The sequence below is a fragment of the Streptomyces sp. S.PB5 genome, from assembly GCF_030403745.1.
Lineage (GTDB): Bacteria > Actinomycetota > Actinomycetes > Streptomycetales > Streptomycetaceae > Streptomyces.
Map to the genome: position 1 here is coordinate 1 of NZ_JAQMWP010000019.1, position 18,834 is coordinate 18,834.

15 protein-coding genes, 1 rRNA gene, 2 pseudogenes and 1 riboswitch are annotated in these 18,834 nt (G+C 68.5%); of the genes and pseudogenes, 14 read left to right on the forward strand and 4 right to left on the reverse strand.

Annotation, left to right across the window (positions count from 1 at the left end; genetic code table 11):
* From rrf to PH203_RS38095, 11 genes are all read left to right on the forward strand, one after another.
* Nucleotides 1-93 (forward strand): 5S ribosomal RNA (gene rrf, locus PH203_RS38045); the annotation flags it as partial.
* Between the two features lie 109 nt (nucleotides 94-202).
* Nucleotides 203-811, forward strand: coding sequence for a CDP-alcohol phosphatidyltransferase family protein (locus PH203_RS38050; protein WP_289926227.1), 609 nt, complete (start codon nucleotides 203-205; stop codon nucleotides 809-811).
* 115 nt (nucleotides 812-926) lie between these two features.
* Nucleotides 927-3,422 (forward strand): mannose-1-phosphate guanyltransferase, encoded by a 2,496-nt coding sequence (locus PH203_RS38055; protein ID WP_289926230.1) that lies wholly within the window; start codon nucleotides 927-929, stop codon nucleotides 3,420-3,422.
* A gap of 166 nt (nucleotides 3,423-3,588) precedes the next feature.
* Nucleotides 3,589-4,425, forward strand: coding sequence for a DUF881 domain-containing protein (locus tag PH203_RS38060; RefSeq protein ID WP_289926232.1), 837 nt, complete (start codon nucleotides 3,589-3,591; stop codon nucleotides 4,423-4,425).
* On the forward strand, nucleotides 4,422-4,754 hold the full coding sequence (locus PH203_RS38065) for a small basic family protein (RefSeq protein ID WP_003988855.1): 333 nt from the start codon (nucleotides 4,422-4,424) through the stop codon (nucleotides 4,752-4,754). The genes PH203_RS38060 and PH203_RS38065 overlap by 4 nt, the downstream gene beginning before the upstream one ends.
* Before the next feature lie 5 nt (nucleotides 4,755-4,759).
* A complete protein-coding gene (locus tag PH203_RS38070) occupies nucleotides 4,760-5,593 on the forward strand; it encodes a DUF881 domain-containing protein (protein WP_289926268.1) in 834 nt (277 codons plus the stop codon).
* A gap of 61 nt (nucleotides 5,594-5,654) precedes the next feature.
* Nucleotides 5,655-6,548 (forward strand): FHA domain-containing protein, encoded by an 894-nt coding sequence (locus PH203_RS38075; protein WP_289926269.1) that lies wholly within the window; start codon nucleotides 5,655-5,657, stop codon nucleotides 6,546-6,548.
* Nucleotides 6,549-6,593: 45 nt separating this feature from the next.
* Nucleotides 6,594-7,331, forward strand: coding sequence for a MerR family transcriptional regulator (locus tag PH203_RS38080; RefSeq protein ID WP_289926271.1), 738 nt, complete (start codon nucleotides 6,594-6,596; stop codon nucleotides 7,329-7,331).
* Nucleotides 7,332-7,408: 77 nt separating this feature from the next.
* Nucleotides 7,409-7,882 (forward strand): bifunctional nuclease family protein, encoded by a 474-nt coding sequence (locus PH203_RS38085; RefSeq protein WP_004002801.1) that lies wholly within the window; start codon nucleotides 7,409-7,411, stop codon nucleotides 7,880-7,882.
* Between the two features lie 260 nt (nucleotides 7,883-8,142).
* Complete coding sequence (locus PH203_RS38090) at nucleotides 8,143-8,793, forward strand: MerR family transcriptional regulator (RefSeq protein WP_289926273.1); 651 nt, start codon at nucleotides 8,143-8,145, stop codon at nucleotides 8,791-8,793.
* 67 nt (nucleotides 8,794-8,860) lie between these two features.
* Nucleotides 8,861-10,246, forward strand: coding sequence for a DNA polymerase IV (locus PH203_RS38095; protein ID WP_289926274.1), 1,386 nt, complete (start codon nucleotides 8,861-8,863; stop codon nucleotides 10,244-10,246).
* Nucleotides 10,247-10,317: 71 nt separating this feature from the next.
* Here PH203_RS38095 and PH203_RS38100 read toward each other — a convergent pair whose 3' ends face one another.
* Nucleotides 10,318-10,695, reverse strand: a complete 378-nt coding sequence (locus PH203_RS38100; RefSeq protein WP_289926276.1) for a PRC-barrel domain-containing protein — start codon at nucleotides 10,693-10,695, stop codon at nucleotides 10,318-10,320.
* 131 nt (nucleotides 10,696-10,826) lie between these two features.
* Nucleotides 10,827-10,923, forward strand: a riboswitch (glycine riboswitch).
* A gap of 176 nt (nucleotides 10,924-11,099) precedes the next feature.
* Here PH203_RS38100 and gcvP point away from each other — a divergent pair.
* Nucleotides 11,100-13,985 (forward strand): aminomethyl-transferring glycine dehydrogenase, encoded by a 2,886-nt coding sequence (gene gcvP / locus PH203_RS38105; protein ID WP_289926278.1) that lies wholly within the window; start codon nucleotides 11,100-11,102, stop codon nucleotides 13,983-13,985.
* A 63-nt stretch (nucleotides 13,986-14,048) separates the two neighbouring features.
* Here gcvP and PH203_RS38110 read toward each other — a convergent pair whose 3' ends face one another.
* The 3 genes from PH203_RS38110 to PH203_RS38120 all read right to left on the reverse strand — a co-directional run bounded on the left by PH203_RS38110 (nucleotide 14,049) and on the right by PH203_RS38120 (nucleotide 17,147).
* Nucleotides 14,049-14,468 carry a TOBE domain-containing protein gene (locus PH203_RS38110; RefSeq protein ID WP_289926279.1) on the reverse strand — a complete coding sequence of 140 codons (420 nt, stop codon included), beginning with the start codon at nucleotides 14,466-14,468 and terminating at the stop codon, nucleotides 14,049-14,051.
* A gap of 82 nt (nucleotides 14,469-14,550) precedes the next feature.
* Nucleotides 14,551-15,078: a hypothetical protein gene (locus PH203_RS38115; RefSeq protein WP_289926280.1), complete on the reverse strand. Its 528-nt coding sequence runs from the start codon at nucleotides 15,076-15,078 to the stop codon at nucleotides 14,551-14,553.
* A gap of 113 nt (nucleotides 15,079-15,191) precedes the next feature.
* On the reverse strand, nucleotides 15,192-17,147 hold the full coding sequence (locus PH203_RS38120; protein WP_289926283.1) for an APC family permease: 1,956 nt from the start codon (nucleotides 17,145-17,147) through the stop codon (nucleotides 15,192-15,194).
* A gap of 502 nt (nucleotides 17,148-17,649) precedes the next feature.
* Between PH203_RS38120 and PH203_RS38125 the strand changes: the two are divergent.
* Nucleotides 17,650-18,033 (forward strand): annotated as a pseudogene (locus tag PH203_RS38125) (amino acid permease); the annotation flags it as partial.
* A 15-nt stretch (nucleotides 18,034-18,048) separates the two neighbouring features.
* A pseudogene (locus PH203_RS38130) lies at nucleotides 18,049-18,618 on the forward strand (DUF4118 domain-containing protein); the annotation flags it as partial.
* Nucleotides 18,619-18,834: the final 216 nt, after the last annotated feature.

The following is an 18,834-nucleotide window of genomic DNA, read 5'->3' on the forward strand; positions in this document are numbered from 1 at the left end:
ACGCCCGGTTACATTCCGAACCCGGAAGCTAAGCCTTACAGCGCCGATGGTACTGCAGGGGGGACCCTGTGGGAGAGTAGGACGCCGCCGAACTCCTTTTAGAGCTCTGGCTCTTGGGCAACATGCCCAAGAGCCAGAGCTTTTTTGCGTTGAGGTAAGGTCAGGGGGCATCGTTGGCACGTTTCGCACAGGAGGCCCCCGGGTGGAGGTCCAGGAGACCCGCGTACAGACGGACCGGGTACTCACCATCCCCAACATCCTCAGCATGGCGCGCCTCGTCGGTGTGCCGCTCTTCCTGTGGCTGATTCTGAGGCCCGAGTTCGGTGGCCCCAAGAGTGACGGCTGGGCGCTGCTGGTGCTGGCCTTCAGCGGGGTCAGCGACTACCTGGACGGCAAGCTCGCGCGGCGCTGGAACCAGATCAGCAGCCTCGGCCGGCTCCTGGACCCCGCGGCGGACCGGCTCTACATTCTCTCGACTTTGGTCGGACTCACTTGGCGCGAGATTCTGCCGATCTGGTTGACCGCTGTACTTCTGGCGCGTGAGTTGGTTCTGCTGGTGATGGTGGGCATCCTCAGGCGTCATGGCTATCCGCCTCCGCAGGTGAACTTCCTTGGCAAGGCCGCGACGTTCAACCTGATGTACGCCTTCCCGTTGCTTCTGCTCAGTGACGGTAGTGGATGGCTTCCGTCACTCGCTGCTATTTTCGGATGGGCGTTCGCCGGATGGGGTACAACGCTGTACTGGTGGGCAGGAGTCCTCTACGTGGTACAAGTCCGCCGCCTGGTCCGTGCGGACGCCATGGCCGATTGAACTCGCCGATTGGCGAGGCCCCAGTGGCTCGATGGCCCGCTACGGAAAAGTGCGGGACAATCAGGGCGGGTGAAGTCGGCTAGACCGTCGTCTCTTAGAGGAGGACGCTTCCGACATGAAGGCCGTCGTGATGGCCGGAGGCGAAGGCACACGCCTTCGTCCCATGACCTCAAGCATGCCCAAGCCGCTCCTGCCTGTGGCCAACCGCCCGATCATGGAGCATGTGCTACGGCTGCTCAAAAGGCATGGGCTCAACGAGACCGTCGTTACTGTCCAGTTCCTGGCCTCCTTGGTCAAGAACTACTTCGGTGATGGCGAGGAGCTCGGAATGGAGCTCTCCTATGCCAATGAGGAGAAGCCACTCGGTACCGCCGGAAGCGTCAAGAACGCCGAAGAGGCGTTGAAGGACGATGCTTTCCTCGTCATCTCCGGTGATGCCCTGACCGACTTCGACCTCACCGAGCTGATCAATTTCCACAAGGAGAAGGGCGCGCTGGTCACCGTCTGCCTGACGCGCGTACCCAATCCGCTGGAATTCGGCATCACCATTGTCGATGAAGAAGGAAAGGTCGAGCGCTTCCTCGAGAAGCCGACCTGGGGCCAGGTCTTCTCCGACACGGTGAACACCGGCATCTATGTGATGGAGCCAGAGGTCTTCGACTATGTCGAGCCCGATGTCCCCGTCGACTGGTCCGGCGATGTCTTCCCGCAGCTGATGAAGGAAGGCAAGCCGGTCTATGGCTTTGTGGCCGAGGGGTACTGGGAGGACGTCGGTACCCACGAGAGCTATGTGAAGGCGCAGGCCGACGTCCTGGAGGGCAAGGTCGACGTCGAGATCGACGGCTTCGAGCTCTCGCCCGGTGTGTGGGTGGCCGAGGGCGCCGAGGTGCATCCCGATGCAGTTCTCCGCGGGCCGCTCTACATCGGGGACTACGCCAAGGTCGAAGCCGGTGCGGAAATCCGGGAACACACGGTCGTCGGCTCCAACGTGGTCGTGAAGAGCGGCGCCTTTCTGCACAAGGCCGTAGTACACGACAACGTGTATGTGGGGCAGCAGAGCAATCTGCGGGGCTGTGTCGTCGGCAAGAACACCGACATCATGCGTGCGGCGCGGATCGAGGACGGTGCCGTCATCGGCGACGAGTGCCTCATCGGTGAAGAATCGATCGTGCAGGGCAATGTACGGGTCTACCCGTTCAAGACCATCGAGGCCGGCGCCTTCGTCAACACCTCGGTCATCTGGGAGTCCAGGGGTCAGGCGCATCTCTTCGGCGCGCGTGGGGTGTCCGGCATTCTGAACGTGGAGATCACGCCGGAGCTCGCGGTACGTCTCGCCGGCGCGTATGCGACGACGTTGAAGAAGGGCTCCACCGTGACGACCGCCCGCGACCACTCCCGTGGTGCGCGTGCGCTGAAGCGGGCGGTGATTTCGGCGCTGCAGGCCAGCGCCATCGACGTACGGGATCTGGAGAACGTACCGTTGCCCGTGGCCCGGCAGCAGACCGCGCGGGGCAGTGCCGGCGGGATCATGATCCGGACGACGCCGGGGGTGCCGGACTCCGTCGACATCATGTTCTTCGACGGGCGGGGTGCCGACCTGTCGCAGGGGAGTCAGCGGAAGCTGGACCGGGTGTTCGCGAGGCAGGAGTACCGGCGGGCCTTCCCCGGGGAGATCGGGGATCTGTACTTCCCCGCCAGCGTGTTCGATTCGTATACCGGGTCATTGCTGCGGAACGTCGATACGACAGGTGTCGCCGAGTCCGGGCTGAAGGTCGTCGTCGACGCGTCCAACGGTAGTGCCGGGCTTGTGCTGCCCAGCCTGTTGGGGAAGCTCGGGGTGGACTCGCTGACCATCAATCCCGGTCTCGACGAGTCCAGGCCCACGGAGACCGCGGATGTGCGGCGGTCGGGGCTGGTGCGGCTCGGGGAGATCGTGGCGTCGTCGCGGGCCGCGTTCGGGGTGCGGTTCGACCCGGTCGGTGAGCGGCTGTCGCTCGTCGACGAGAAGGGGCGGATCGTCGAGGACGACCGGGCGTTGCTGGTCATGCTGGACCTGGTGGCCGCGGAGCGGCGGAGCGGTCGGGTGGCGCTGCCGGTCACCACGACGCGGATCGCCGAGCAGGTGGCGGCGTATCACGGCACGCAGGTGGAGTGGACGACCACGTCGCCCGATGATCTGACGCGGGTCGGGCGTGATGATTCCACCATCTTCGGTGGGGACGGCAAGGGCGCCTTCATCGTGCCGGAGTTCAGCAGTGTGTTCGACGGTACGGCGGCCTTCGTACGGCTCATCGGGCTGGTGGCGCGGACTCAGCTGACGCTCAGCCAGATCGATGCGCGGATTCCGCGGGCGCATGTGCTCAAGCGGGATCTGGCGACTCCGTGGGCGGTCAAGGGGCTTGTCATGCGGCGGGTCGTGGAGGCGGCCGGGGAACGTTTCGTCGATACGACGGATGGTGTGCGGGTCGTGGAGACCGACGGGCGGTGGGTGATGGTGTTGCCCGACCCCGCCGAGGCCGTCACCCATCTGTGGGCGGAAGGGCCGGACGACGCATCCGCCCAGGCGTTGCTCGAGGAGTGGTCGGCGGTCGTGGACAGCGCCGGGCGCTGAATGGCGCTGCACGCGTGCGTGCCGGGCAGGTCTCCCAAGGGGGCCTGTCCGGCACGTCGGTGGGGCCATTCGGAGGTAGTGGTCGCGACGTGCGACGATGTGCGGCATGCCGCAGCAGCCCCCCGTTCGGAGCACCCCCACGCGCCCCTCGCGCCCGGACGCATCTATGTCGCTGCTCACCAACGTCATGGACCACAGCCTCGACGACGGGTACGCGGAAGCGGCCGAGCGGAAGAAGGCCGCCGGCGAGGGCGGATTGCCCAAGACGCTGCGGGCGAAGCTGGGTCTGGCCGCCGGGTTGGTCCTCGCCGCCCTGGTGGTGACCGTCGGGGCTGCGCAGGCGCGGGTCGCGGCTCCGGTCGTGGCCAAGGAACGCGAGGAACTGATCGATCGCATCGACCGTGAGACGGACGCGGCGGACAAGCTCGAGGACTCCGTCGACGAACTGCGTGACGAGGTGAGTGCCCGGCAGCGCGAGGCGCTCCGGGACAGCGGCGGGAGCGGCCAGGCGGATCTGGTGGGCATTCTGTCGGGAGCCACGGCGGTGCACGGTCCCGGTGTGAAGCTCGTCGTGGACGACGCCAAGGAAGCCAGCACGGGGGGCGACGGGGATCCGCGCGAGACCTCCGGGTTCTCCGACACCGGGCGGGTGCGGGACCGGGACATGCAACGCGTGGTCAACGGACTGTGGGAATCGGGCGCCGAGGCCATCTCCATCAACGGGCAGCGGCTGACGGCGCTCTCGGCGATCAGGGCCGCGGGTGACGCGATACTGGTCGACAACAGGCCGCTGGTGCCGCCGTACACGGTGCTGGCGGTGGGGGACGGGCAGCGGCTGAGCACCAGGTTCCAGAACAGCGCCGACGGGCTCTATCTGAACGCCCTGCAGGAGAACTACGGCATCCGGACGGGCATCTCCGTCGAGGGGGATCTCCGGCTGCCCGCAGCACCGAGTGTGATCGTACGTACAGCACAGCCGAGAACTGAGAAGGGCACATCGTGATCGCCGTACTGGGCCTCGTCGTGGGAGTCGTGGCCGGCCTGTTGGTCCGGCCTGAGGTTCCGGCGGTCGTCGAGCCTTATCTGCCGATCGCCGTGGTGGCGGCGCTCGACGCCGTCTTCGGTGGTCTGCGGGCCATGCTCGACGGCATCTTCGACGACAAGGTCTTCGTGGTGTCGTTCCTGTCCAACGTGGTCGTCGCCGCGCTCATCGTGTTCCTGGGCGACAAGTTGGGTGTGGGTGCCCAGCTGTCCACGGGTGTCGTGGTCGTGCTCGGGATCCGCATCTTCTCCAACGCCGCGGCGATCCGCCGGCACGTGTTCCGGGCGTGAGGCCGATGAGCAACCAGGACGAGACGCCGGAGAACAGGCTGCGCAAGGAGCTGCCCGAAGAGGTCGCCTCGACAGCCCCCGAGGCCGCCGCACCGGCCGCAGAGCCCGAGCCCGGGCTGACCGGGCGCCAGCGGCTGGCGCAGGGGCTGTGGCCGCCGCGTGTCACCAGGGCCCAACTCATCGTCGCCGTGCTGCTGTTCGGCCTCGGATTCGGTCTCGCGGTCCAGGTCGCGTCGAACAGCGACGGGGACAGCGCCCTGCGTGGTGCGCGTCAGGAAGATCTTGTTCGCATTCTCGATGAACTGGATGACCGTACTCAGCGTCTTGAGGACGAGAAGGCGGGTCTGGAGAAGCAGCGGGACGAGCTGGAGAACAGCTCCGACCAGGCCGAAGAGGCCCGCAAGCAGACGCTGGAGAAGGAGAGGCAGCTCGGGATCCTGGCGGGCACCGTGGCCGCGCAGGGGCCCGGCATCACGATGACGATCGATGACACGAAGGGGACGGTCGAGGCGGACATGCTGCTCGACGCGATCCAGGAGCTGCGCGCGGCCGGCGCCGAGGCGATCCAGGTGAACGGGGTGCGCGTGGTGGCGGGCACCTATCTCACCGACTCGGGCAAGAGCGTGAGCGTCGACGGGAACAAGATCAACGCTCCGTTTCGTTTCAAGGTCATCGGCAAGCCGCAGGACCTGGAACCGGCGCTCAACATTCCTGGAGGCGTGGTGCAGACTCTGGAGAAGGAGCAGGCCACCGTTACCGTCGAGCGGTCGACCAAGATCGTCGTGGACGCCTTGCGAGCGGCGAAGCAGCCTGACTACGCTCGGTCGTCCTCCCAGTGAACCGCGGGTGCATGGGGGGCGTCCGGCCAGGGCATGAGGTTGCGGGGGGTCGGCGCACCGATTGGGTGGTGCGTGGTGGAAACTGTCAGGTGGATACGGACGTTGTGAGGATGTCCGGGTCGGCCGGTGTATGCAATCAGGGTTCGTCCTGCCCCACGGGCGGGTCTGTTTCGGTCAAGGGGAATCGCCCGTGAAGTTGTTTGCGAAGTTGTTCGGCAAGAGCGCGCGAGAGGGCAGTGACAATGCCAACGCGACCGCTCGTCATCGCGCGCAGCCCGACGCGGAGGGCCAGCGTCCGCTGTTCCGGGATCAGGTGGGCGGTGACGTTCCCGGAGGTCAGGGCGCGCCGTCTGTTGACCCTGCGCAGTCCGGCGGCATAGGTTTCGGGCAACCGTCAACCTCAAGTACGGGTGGAGAGTTTTCCATGTCGGCCCTGGTGTGTACGAGGTGCGGTAACCGCAACGCGGAGAACAGCCGCTTCTGCTCCAACTGTGGTGCGCCGCTGCGCGGTACGCCCGAGCGTCCGTCGGAGACGACCTCCACGATCTCCATCTCCGGTCTCGAGGCCTACGATGCCGAGGTCACCGGTCAGACGCAGATGCCCATGCTGTCTCCGGAGGCACAGGCGGCCGTCGACGCGCTGCCGCTGGGCTCCGCGCTCCTGGTGGTGCGCCGCGGGCCGAACTCGGGCAGCCGTTTCCTGCTGGACGGCGAACTGACCACCGCCGGGCGTCATCCGCAGAGCGACATCTTCCTGGACGACGTGACCGTGTCGCGTCGGCACGTGGAGTTCCGTCGCCAGCCCGACGGCTCCTTCACCGTCGCCGACGTCGGCAGCCTCAACGGCACCTATGTCAACCGCGAGCGGATCGACTCGGTGCCCCTGCACAACGGCGACGAGGTGCAGATCGGCAAGTACCGGCTGGTCTTCTACGCGAGCCAGCGGGGCTACTGACCCGCCCCCGGGCTCCGTCCGGGGGGACACCCCCAGGGAAGGTCCATGCTTCAAACACCGAGCGGCGGTGCCCGGGACGGTACCGCCGCCGCGGACAGTGGGCTGATGAGCATCGGCACGGTGCTGAACGCGCTGCGCGAGGAGTTCCCCGAGGTCACCATCTCCAAGATTCGTTTCCTGGAGTCGGAGGGGCTCATCGAGCCGCAGCGGACACCTTCGGGGTATCGCAAGTTCAGCCCTGAGGACGTCGAGCGCCTCGGACACGTCCTGCGGATGCAGCGGGACCACTATCTGCCGCTCAAGGTGATCCGGGAGCATCTGGACGCCATGGAGCGGGGTGAGGCCGTCGTGCTGCCCGTCGTGGGACGGCAGCGGGACGGCGAGGCGGTGCCGGAGGCCTTCGAGGCCCCCACCGCGGCACGGATCGGGCGCGCCGAGCTGCTCGCCGCCGCCGAGATCGACGAGCGGGAGCTTCAGGAGTGGGAGTCCTACGGGCTCATCGCTCCCCTGTCCGACGGCGTGTACGACGCCGAGGCGGCGATCGTGGCGGGGCTCGTGGCGGAGCTGGGGCGGTTCGGGATCGAGCCGCGGCATCTCCGGGTGATGAAGGCCGCGGCCGACCGTGAGGCGGGGCTGGTGGACCAAGTGGTGGCCCCGCTGAAACGTCACCGTAATCCCCAGACCCGGGCACACGCGGAGGCCCGTACGAAGGAACTGGCGGGGCTCACGGTGAAGCTGCACTCGGCACTGGTGCAGACCGCCCTCGGCGTACGGCTGCCCTGAGGGGCTTCCGGGCCGGATCCGCCACCCGTTTCCGGCCCGACTACCCAAACGTCCCGGGCACGGCCTAGGGTTGCTGTGTGAACGAGCTCGATGTCGTAGGTGTCCGGGTCGAAATGCCCTCCAACCAACCGATCGTGCTCCTGCGTGAAGTGGGAGGCGACCGCTACCTCCCCATCTGGATCGGGCCGGGGGAGGCGACGGCGATCGCTTTCGCCCAGCAGGGCATGGCCCCCGCGCGACCGCTGACCCACGACCTGTTCAAGGACGTGCTGGAGGCCGTCGGCCAGGAGCTCACCGAAGTACGTATCACCGACCTGCGTGAGGGTGTCTTCTACGCCGAGCTGGTGTTCGCCAGCGGGGTCGAGGTGAGTGCCCGCCCGTCCGATGCCATAGCGCTGGCACTGCGCACCGGAACGCCCATCTACGGCAGCGACGGTGTGCTCGACGACGCAGGCATCGCGATCCCGGACGAGCAGGAGGACGAGGTGGAGAAGTTCCGCGAGTTCCTCGACCAGATCTCGCCCGAGGACTTCGGCACCAGCAGTCAGTGAGAGGCGGCCGGACCGACGGACCCACCGCTGTGTGACGGGTCGGCTGTGTCCGGTGACCACTGAAATGCTGGCATTTGCCAGCGGCGAGTGAGAGCGTCCTGCGGCCCCGCTCGAGCGCATTCGGCTAGCCTTTCCCCGCGGTGGGGTACGGGAAACCACTCCTAGGGTGATTATCACTCGGCGTGCCGAGTGTGGCGATCGTTGACGCACCCCGGGTGACTGCCTACCGTCGAGAAGGCAGGTCAAGGACGGAGGTCGGCGTGAGAAGCAGCGGCGACGGTACGACGGCTGGGGGCGCTCCGGGACGCAGTCTCGGAGCCGGCGGTCCGTACCCGCTTCACGGCAGCGCGGCCGACCATGTACCGCAGCGACCGGCGGCCGTGCCGAGCAGCGGCGGAGGGGCGACGTCCATGGCGTCCGAGGAGATCGGCTACCGCGGTCCGACGGCCTGTGCGGCCGCCGGTATCACCTACCGGCAACTGGACTACTGGGCGCGCACCGGGCTCGTCGAGCCAAGCGTGCGGCCCGCGTACGGGTCGGGGACGCAGCGGCTCTACAGCTTCCGGGACGTCGTCGTCCTGAAGATCGTCAAGCGGTTCCTCGACACGGGTGTGTCACTGCAGAACATTCGTACTGCCGTGCAGCATCTGCGGGAGCGCGGGTTCCGGGATCTGGAGCGGATGACGCTCATGAGCGACGGTGCCACGGTCTACGAGTGCACCTCGCCGGACGAGGTCCATGCGCTGCTCCAGGGCGGGCAGGGGATCTTCGGGATCGCCGTGGGTGTGGTGTGGCGGGATGTCGAGAGTGCGCTGTCCCAGTTGCACGGGGAGCGGATCGACACCGGAGAGACGTTGGTGGGGCACAATCCCGCGGACGAGCTCGCGCGGCGGCGGAACCGCGCTGTCTGAGCGGTTCTCGGGGCTGGTGGCCCTTGGGAGCACTGCATTGTCAGTGGCGTAGGGCAGCATCGGACATGTGAGAAACGCGCCCACGATCCTGCATCTCGACATGGATGCCTTCTTCGCCTCGGCGGAGCAGGCGTCCAAGCCGAGCCTGCGGGGGAAGGCCGTGGTCGTGGGCGGGCTGGGGCCGCGCGGGGTGGTGGCCACGGCGTCTTACGAGGCTCGGGTTTTCGGCGTTCACTCCGCCATGCCCATGGCTCAGGCGCGGCGGCTCGCGCCCAACGCCGCGTATCTGGTGCCGCGCTTCGGGTTCTACCGGGCGATCAGTGAGCAGGTGATGGGGCTGCTGCGGGACCTGTCGCCGCTGGTGGAGCCGCTCAGTCTGGACGAGGCGTTCGTGGATCTGGAGGCCGGGGGAGCGGCCTGGGACGAGGAGTCCGCGCGGCTGGCCGGGGCGAAGCTGCGTGCCGACATACGGGCCGTCACCGGGCTCACCGGGTCGGTGGGGCTCGCCGCGTCCAAGATGCTTGCGAAGATCGCTTCCGAGCAGGCCAAGCCCGACGGGCTGGTGGTGATCGAGCCGGGGACCGAGCGGGCGCTGATCGGGCCGATGTCGGTGCGGATCCTGCCGGGGGTGGGGCCGGCGACGGGGGATCATCTGCGCCGGGCCGGGATCCACACGGTCGAGGAGATCGTGGAGGCGGGGGAGGACGAGCTCGTCCGGCTGCTGGGGAAGGCCCATGGACATGGGCTGTACGCGATGGCCATGGCGTACGACGAGCGGTCCGTGGTCGCTGAACGGGAGACCAAGTCCGTCTCGGTCGAGGACACGTATGACGTGGACATTCATGACCGGATGCGGGTGGGGTTCGAGGTGCAGCGGCTGGCGGACCGGTGTGTGCGGAGGCTGCGGGGAGCCGGGTTGTCGGGGCGGACCATCGTGTTGAAGGTGCGGCGGTACGACTTCTCCACGCTGACCCGGTCCGAGACCTTGCGGGGGCCCACGGATGATCCGGCGGTGGTGCGGGAGGCCGCGGCTCGGTTGCTGGAGTCCGTGGACACGACCGGCGGCGTGCGATTGCTGGGGGTGGGGGTGAGCGGGCTCGCCGATTACACACAGGAGGATCTGTTCGCTCAGGCTGCGGGAGAGCGGGTGGAGCTGGGGGAGGAGGTCGCTGAGGAGGCTGTTGCCGAGGAAGGGCCGGTGGTTGCTGAGCGGCGGTGGGCCTCGGGCCATGATGTGCGGCATGCCGAGTTCGGGCATGGGTGGGTGCAGGGGAGCGGGCTGGGGCGGGTGACGGTGCGGTTCGAGACGCCGGATTCCGAGCCGGGGCGGGTGCGGACGTTTTCCGTGGACGATCCTGCGTTGGCTGTGGCCGAGCCGTTGCCTCTGGTGCGGGTCGAGTGTGGGGCGGCCGGCCTTCGGCCGGATCCGGGTTCCCACTCGCACCGTCCGTGACGGTTTCGTCGTCGGGTGTGGGTGGCTCCTGTGTGTGGGGCAGCGCCGTTGGCGGCTGCGGCCCCGGAGCGTCAGGGTTCCACGTCCTCCGTGCCTGCAAGCTTGCCGAAGTCCCGGTCCGGGAACGGGGGCGGTGGGGCCGCGTCCAGGCCGTAGTGGTGGTAGAGCTGTAGTTCCTGGTCGGGGGAGAGGTGGCGGCCCACGCCGAAGTCGGGGGCGTCCTTGATCAGGGCCCGGTCGAAGGGGACTCGTAGGGTGCCCTCGATCAGTTCGCTGGGTTCCAGGGGGACGAAGGCGTCTCTGCTGAAGAGGCCGGTGCGTATGGCTGCCCATTCCGGCACGCCGGTCGCGTCGTCGAGGTAGATCTCGTCGATCGTGCCGATCTTGGTGCCGTTGCGGTCGAAGGCCTTGCGGCCGATCAGGTTGCGCGGATCGATATCGGTCTGCACGGGCCCTCCACTTGGTCGCGACTCGCAACTCATCCGTAAGCACTACGAAAGAGCACATTGGGGGAGGTGGCCACTCGAGGGCTCCTCGAGGTAGCGGCGTTGACCTCGCTGGTAGGCTGGCAAGCGGCTGCTGACCCCGTGCGGGAGAGTCCTCCGGACACCATCCGGAGGCGCCGAAGGAGCAAATCCTCCCCGGAATCTCTCAGGCTCACGTACCGCACGGACGAGGTCACTCTGGAAAGCAGGGCGGGTGTCGACGGCTTCCGCTCTCACCGACGGTGAAAGCCGGGCACCCTCGGGCGGTCCGGTGAAGCTCTCAGGTTGAGATGACAGAGGGGGAGGCCGTCCGGGTACCCGTGCCGTGGTGCCCCTCGAAGGTCGTGTCAGACCAGGAGGCCTCCGTAATGACCGCCCACCGCATTCCGCTCACCGAGCTCGAGCAGGGGATTCCCTTCGAGCAGCGTCATATCGGCCCTGACCATGAGGCTCGGGCCAAGATGCTGGCCCAGGTCGGGTACGGCTCGCTGGACGAGCTCACCGCCGCCGCGGTGCCGGATGTGATCAAGAACGCCGACGCGCTCGATCTGCCGGGGGCCCGCACCGAGGCCGAGGTGCTTGCCGAGCTGCGCTCGCTGGCCGACCGGAACCAGGTGCTGGGTTCCATGATCGGGCTCGGGTACTACGGGACCTTCACGCCGCCCGTCATCCTGCGCAATGTCATGGAGAACCCGGCCTGGTACACCGCCTATACGCCGTATCAGCCGGAGATCTCCCAGGGGCGGCTCGAAGCGCTGCTCAACTTCCAGACCATGGTCGCCGACCTCACCGGGCTGCCCACCTCGGGTGCCTCGCTGCTGGATGAGGGGACGGCGGCCGCTGAGGCCATGGCTCTGTCCCGGCGTATGGGGAAGAACAAGAAGGGGCTGTTCCTGGTCGACGCGGACGCTCTTCCGCAGACCATCGCCGTGATCGAGACCCGGGCCGAGCCGACCGGGGTCGAGGTCGTCGTGGCCGACCTGAGCGACGGCATTCCGGCCGAGGTCGCCGGGCGGGAGATCAACGGGGTGCTCGTCCAGTACCCCGGCGCCTCGGGTGCCGTACGGGACATCAAGCCGTTGATCGACCAGGCTCATGAGCTGGGTGCTCTGGTCACTGTCGCCGCTGATCTGCTGGCTCTCACGCTGCTGAAGTCGCCCGGGGAGCTCGGGGCCGACATCGCGGTCGGAACCACGCAGCGGTTCGGTGTGCCCATGGGGTTCGGCGGTCCGCACGCCGGATACATGGCGGTGCACGAGAAGTTCGCGCGGAGCCTGCCCGGGCGGCTCGTGGGCGTGTCCGTGGACGCGGACGGGAACAAGGCGTACCGGCTGGCGCTGCAGACGCGTGAGCAGCACATCCGGCGGGAGAAGGCGACCAGCAACATCTGTACCGCGCAGGTGCTGCTCGCCGTGATGGCCGGGATGTACGCGGTGTATCACGGGCCCGAGGGGCTGAAGGGCATCGCGCGGCGGACGCAGCGGTACGCGAGCATTCTCGCGGCCGGGCTCACCGCGGGCGGTGTCGAGGTCGTGCACGGTTCCTACTTCGACACGGTGACCGTGCGGGTGCCGGGCAAGGGCGTCGAGGTCGTTGCCACGGCGCGGGACAACGGCGTCAATCTGCATCTCGTGGACGCCGATCACGTCTCCGCGTCCTGCGACGAGACGACCACGCGGGCCCAGCTGGGTGCCGTATGGGCGGCTTTCGGGGTCGAGGGGGACGTCGAGGCGCTGGACGCCGGGACCGAGGACGCGCTGCCGGACGCTTTGCTGCGGAGCGATGACTTCCTGACGCACCCCGTCTTCCATCAGCACCGGTCCGAGACGGCGATGCTGCGCTACCTGCGCCGGCTGGCCGACCGGGACTACGCGCTCGACCGCGGCATGATCCCGCTGGGCTCCTGCACGATGAAGCTCAACGCGACCACCGAGATGGAACCGGTCACCTGGCCGGAGTTCGGGCAGCTGCACCCCTTCGCGCCGGCCGAGCAGGCGCAGGGGTATCTGACGCTCATCTGGGAGCTGGAGGAGCGGCTCGCCGAGGTCACCGGGTACGACAAGGTCTCGCTGCAGCCCAACGCCGGGTCGCAGGGGGAGCTGGCCGGGCTGCTCGCGGTGCGTGGATACCACCGGGCCAACGGCGACGAGCAGCGGACCGTCTGTCTGATTCCGTCGTCGGCACACGGGACGAATGCCGCCAGTGCGGTCATGGCCGGGATGAAGGTCGTCGTCGTGAAGACCGCCGAGGACGGCGAGATCGACGTCGAGGACCTGCGGGCGAAGATCGAGCAGCACCGCGACGAGCTGGCGGTGCTGATGATCACGTATCCGTCGACGCACGGGGTGTTCGAGGAGCATGTCGCCGACATCTGTGCCCAGGTGCATGAGGCCGGCGGGCAGGTGTACGTCGACGGGGCCAACCTCAACGCCCTGGTGGGGCTTGCCAAGCCGGGGCACTTCGGTGGGGACGTCTCGCATCTGAATCTGCACAAGACCTTCTGCATCCCGCACGGTGGCGGCGGTCCGGGGGTCGGCCCCGTCGGCGTGCGGGCGCATCTGGCGCCGTATCTGCCGAACCACCCGCTGCAGCCTGCCGCCGGACCGGAGACGGGTGTCGGGCCGATCTCCGCCGCGCCCTGGGGGTCTGCGGGGATCCTGCCGATCTCCTGGGCGTATGTGCGGCTCATGGGTGGGGAGGGGCTGAAGAGGGCCACGCAGGTGGCCGTGCTCAGCGCCAACTACATCGCCAAGCGGCTCGAGCCGCACTACCCGGTGCTCTACACCGGGCCGGGCGGGCTCGTCGCGCACGAGTGCATCATCGATCTGCGTCCGCTGACCAAGGCGACCGGGGTGAGCGTGGACGATGTGGCCAAGCGGCTCATCGACTACGGGTTCCACGCGCCGACGATGTCGTTCCCGGTGGCCGGGACGCTGATGATCGAGCCGACCGAGTCCGAGGACATCATCGAGATCGACCGGTTCTGCGAGGCGATGATCGCCATTCGCGGGGAGATCGAGAAGGTCGGGGCGGGGGAGTGGCCCGCCGACGACAATCCGCTGCGGAACGCGCCGCACACGGCCGGGGCGCTGGGCGGGGAGTGGGCGCACGCGTACTCGCGTGAGGACGCCGTGTTCCCGGACGGGGTGTCGGTCGCGGACAAGTACTGGCCGCCGGTGCGGCGGATCGACCAGGCGTTCGGTGACCGGAACCTGGTGTGTTCCTGCCCGCCGCTGGACGCGTACGAGGACTGACGCTGCTGACTGAGAAGGGCCCCGCTTTCGGCGGGGCCCTTCTTCTGTGTCACGTCTTCTGTGTCAGGTGGTGGAGAGGGAGACCTCGGTCGATTTGATCAGCGCCACCACCGGGGTGCCCGCTGCGAGGGACAGGTCCGCGGCGGCGTCCTTGGTGATGGCGGCGGTCAGTTCGGTGCCGTCGACGGCGATCTTGACGGCTGCCATGGCGGGGCCGGAGGTGACTCGGGTGACCGTGCCGGGGAGCTGGTTGCGGATCGAGAGGCCCTCGACATGGCCGGTGGCGAGGGAGACCTCCGTCGACTTCACGAGGGCGCGGACGGCGGTGCCCGGGGTGAGGGCCAGGTCCTCGGCCGCCTCTCTGGTGATCGCGGCGGTGAGGTTCTGGCCGCCGCTGAGGCGGAGCTTGACGGTGGCCATGACCTCGCCGGGGGTGACCTCGGTGACGGTGCCGGGGAGCTGGTTGCGGATGCTCAGGGTCATGGCATCAACTTAGGCGCGGGTGGGGTTTGGTGCAGGTATGCGGGTGTTTGCGTCGGCTTCGAGGGTGCGCGGGTTGCACGGGTCAGGAGAGGCCGGACGCTCGCAGTACCGACAGTGCGGTCTCGTCGTCGATCTTGTGGGCCAGGTGGTGGAGTACGGCTGTGTTCTGGTGCAGGGTGCCGTGTTCTCTGGAGCGGCGGATGCCTGTGTCGAGTTCGTGCCACAGGAGGGGGTTGGCCACGAGGACCCGTGGGTCCAGCTCCAGGCGGTTGCCGTGGGTGTCCCGGAGGATCAGGTGCGAGGAGATCTGACCGTGGAGCTGTACTGACACCAGGGCGTCCGTGTGGACCCTGCGGTGGGTGGTGAGGCTCTGCACGTCCAGCCAGCCCGGGCCGGCGGTGACGCGTTGGGGGAAGAGCACCGCGAAGACCGCGGCGGAGAGGGCGAGCCAGAGGAGGGCGCGGGTGAGGGTCAGCGTGCCCATGTCCCAGTCGACGAGGAGGGCCAGGGTGGCGAAGGCGAGGGTGAGGCAGGTCGCCAGCCGGACGCTGCCTTGCCAGTGGCGGTCGGTGGTCGGGGGCGCTGGGTCGCTCCGTCCGCTCGGTCTCATGAGGTGACGGTAAGGCGGGAGTGGGGGTGGGGGCGGGGCCGTTGATGGGGTTCTGACGTTGGGATGTTGAAGATTGACGCGAATCTGACGGCGGGGGCGGGCCGTTCTGGCGGTCAGCCCGTGTGCACCCTCGGGCGGCGTGCCCGGTCCGGTTCCGCCTCTCGGAGGACCTCCCGGGTGACCGGGGCCACCTCGCCCTGGCCGAAGAGGAAGAAGCGCAGGAAGTTGGCGAACGGGTTGCCCTCGGTCCACTCGAAGTAGATGTGAGGGGTGCAGCCCGTGGCGTCGCGGACGTGGAGGAGCAGCGCGGCCAGCGCGTTCGGGATCGACGAGGATTCCAGGGTCAGCACCCGGTAGCGGTTGTGGAGGACCTCGCCCCGTACGGTCAGACCCGCCTCGAACTCGGAGGGGTCCAGGACCGTGACCTCCACGAAGACGAAGTCCTCCTGGTCGGGCATGTCGTTGTCGGCGCGGATCTGGTCGATCTTGTCCCGGTACTCGGCCTTGTCGCGCTGGTCGGGCTCGTTGGCGATGAAGCGGATCTTGCGGCTGGCCATGTCGCGGATGAATCGTTCCGCCATCGGGTCCAGGGTCACGCTCGTCACACGGAGTTCGAAGGCGCGGGCGAGACGGGAGAGAAGGGACACGAGGATGATGCCGGCGATGAAGCAGGCGCCGATCTTCACGCCGTCCGGGCGTTCGATGACGTTGACGACGGTGGTGTAGAGGAAGACCGCGGAGATCACGGCGAAGGCGATCGTCCAGTTCCGCTGGCCCGCCTTGCGTGCCGCGATCGTCACCGCGATGGCGGCCGAGCTGATCAGGACCAGCACGCCGGTGGCGTACGCGCCGCCCTGGGCGTCGACGTCGGCGTCGAAGATCCAGGTGACCAGGAAGGCGATCAGGGTGAAGACGATGACCATCGGGCGGACGGCCCTGGCCCAGTGCGGGGCCATGCCGTAGCGGGGGAGGTAGCGCGGCATCAGGTTGAGCAGGCCGGCCATCGCCGACGCGCCGGCGAACCACAGGATGGCGATCGTGGAGACGTCGTAGATCGTGCCGAACGCGCCGCCCAGGTACTGGTGGGCGAGGAAGGCGAGCGCGCGGCCGTTGGCGTCACCGCCGGACTCGAACTCCTTCTCCGGGATCAGCAGCGTGGTGATGAAGCTGGTGGCGATCAGGAAGCAGCTCATGATCACGGCGGCGGTGGTGAGCAGCTTCTTGGTGTCGCGGATCCGGCCGACCGGGTTGTCGTCCGTCTCGCCGGGGTCGCCCTTCACATGCGGCATCACCGCCACGCCCGTCTCGAAGCCGGAGAGGCCGAGCGCCAGCTTCGGGAAGACGATCAGGGCGACGCCGATCATCACGAAGACGTTGCCGTGCTCGGCGGTCAGGGCGCTGGACCAGTCGGTGACGACATGGCCGGCCGTGATGACGTGCCACAGACCGACGATGACGACCACGACGTTCAGGGCGAGGTACACGCCCACCAGGGCCACCGCGACGCCGATCGCCTCCAGGAAGCCCTTGAGGAACACCGCGCCGAGCAGGGCGACCAGGATCAGGGTGATCAGCATCTGCTGGTCGTGCAGAGCGCTCTCGAGGTGCGGGTTCTCGACCAGGTGGGTCGAGGCGTCGGCCGCCGACAGGGTGATGGTGATCAGGAAGTCGGTGGCGGCGAAGCCCAGCAGGGTCAGGACGAAGAGCTTGCCCTTCCAGAAGGTGAGCAGACGCTCCAGCATGGCGATCGAGCCCTGGCCGTGGGGGCTTTCCTCGGCCACGCGGCGGTACACCGGCAGGGCGCCCGCCAGCGTCACGATCACGAGGACGATCGTTGCGATGGGGGACAGCAGACCGGCCGCGAGGGCCGCGATGCCGGGCTGGTAGCCGAGGGTCGAGAAGTAGTCGACGCCTGTCAGGCACATGACCCGCCACCACGGCTGGCCCTCGTGCTCCAGCTTGGACTCCTTCTGCCGAGCCGGCTGACCGTGGCCCTTGCCCATGTCGGACAGACCCTCCAGCATCCAGGCGCGCATGCGACTGGGCGGCGCTTTTTCGGTCGTGGCCATCGGGGGGCTCCTGGTGTGCGGCTCAGCATGTGGTTCCGGCCATCACACGGACGGCGGGATCAGCGTAAGCGGAGAGTTACGTCAGGGCCCACGGATGAGGGGGCTGGACGCGTCAAGCTTCCGTTAAGACTGGCCTGTCAGGCGTCCTCCGGGCATCAGAGGGAGGCATTGGGGCCAACTCGCGGTGGATTGGGCCGTATGGGGCACGGGGTGGTGTTCGTTACCCGCGGATACCCAGCGTCATCGCACGGCTCGGGGTGCTGCGGCGATTCCGGTCGGTGGGGCGGCCGGTCGGCCGCGTGGTCCAGGGGTGCGTGGGCGAGGGCGTCGGTGTGTGTGGGTGGAGGCGTATGCGCGGGAGCGCGGCCGAGCCGACCGGCGAGCTGCTGCTCACCGCCGCCCGGCTCGGGGCGAGGCTCGTCGCGTTCCGTCAGACGTCGGCGAGGCGGGCCTCCTCCAGCTCGGCGAGTTCCTCCAGGCGCTTCAGGCCCGCGCCTGCCAGGCCGTCTCCCTGGGCGACGAGGTCCGTGCCGTCTCCGTCTGCTCTCCCGACGCCGAGAACTGGGCCGCCCTGCGCGCGCTGGAGCGCTCCTGGGCCGAGTGGGACCCCGGGGTGCCGCTGGTCCGGCTGACCTCCGAGCGGCGCAGCCTGGGCCGTCCCATCGCCGCGTACGTCCGTGAGGTCATGGCGTCCGAGCCGGCCTCCCGGGTCACCGTGCTGATCCCGGAGACCCGGGCCGGAGCGGCTGTGGCTGGGGGTGCCCCCGCGCGAGCGCAGCCGAGCGTGGGGGAGGTTGCTGCGAACCAGCGGGGTGCCGTCGTCGCCCATGCCGTACGGCGGGAGACCGACGCGGTGATCTGCCGGCTGCGGTTCCGTCTGTCCTGACGCGGCGAAGACCGGATAGCCCGCAGCGACGGGCTCACCGCCGCCTTGCCCAAGGAACTGGCCGTGCAGCGCGGGCTGGTGGAGGATCTCGGCGGTACCTTCCACCATGTCGTCGGCGACGACATCCCCGCGGCGCTGCTGGACTTCGCCCGCGGGGTCAACGCCACCCAGATCGTGCTCGGCGTCTCCCGCCGCAAGAGCTGGCAGTACGCCTTCGGGCCCGGCGTCGGCGCCACCGTCGCCCGGGACTCGGGGCCCGACCTCGACGTCCACCTGATCACCCACGACGAGGCGGGCAAGGGACGCGGGCTGCCGGTCGCACGCGGCACGCGCCTCGGACGGTCGCGCATCATCCGGGGCCGGGCGGTCGGCGTGCTCGGCCCGGTCCTCCTCACCGCGCTGCTGACGAACGTCTCCTTCGAGGTCGGCCTCGCCAACGACATGCTGCTGTTTCTGTCGCTGACGGTGGCCGCGGCTCTCCTCGGCGGGCTCTTGTCGGCGCTCGCCTCCGCGGCGGCCGGCTCGCTCCTGCTGAACTGGTTCTTCACCCCGCCCGTCCACACCTTCACGATCGCCGACCCGCGCGGTGCCGGGGTCGGACTCGGGCTCGCGGTCGCCCGTGGCTTCGCCGAGGCGATGGGCGGCACGATCAACGCGGAGGACACGCCTGGGGGCGGGCTCACGATGGTCCGAGCCTGCGGAGAGTGACGGAGGGGCGGGGTCCGGGGGAGCCGGAGGTGCCGGCGGCGGTGGTGTCGTAAAGCGCTGCTCCGCGATGGAGGGACGCCGCCGAGGCCGGTG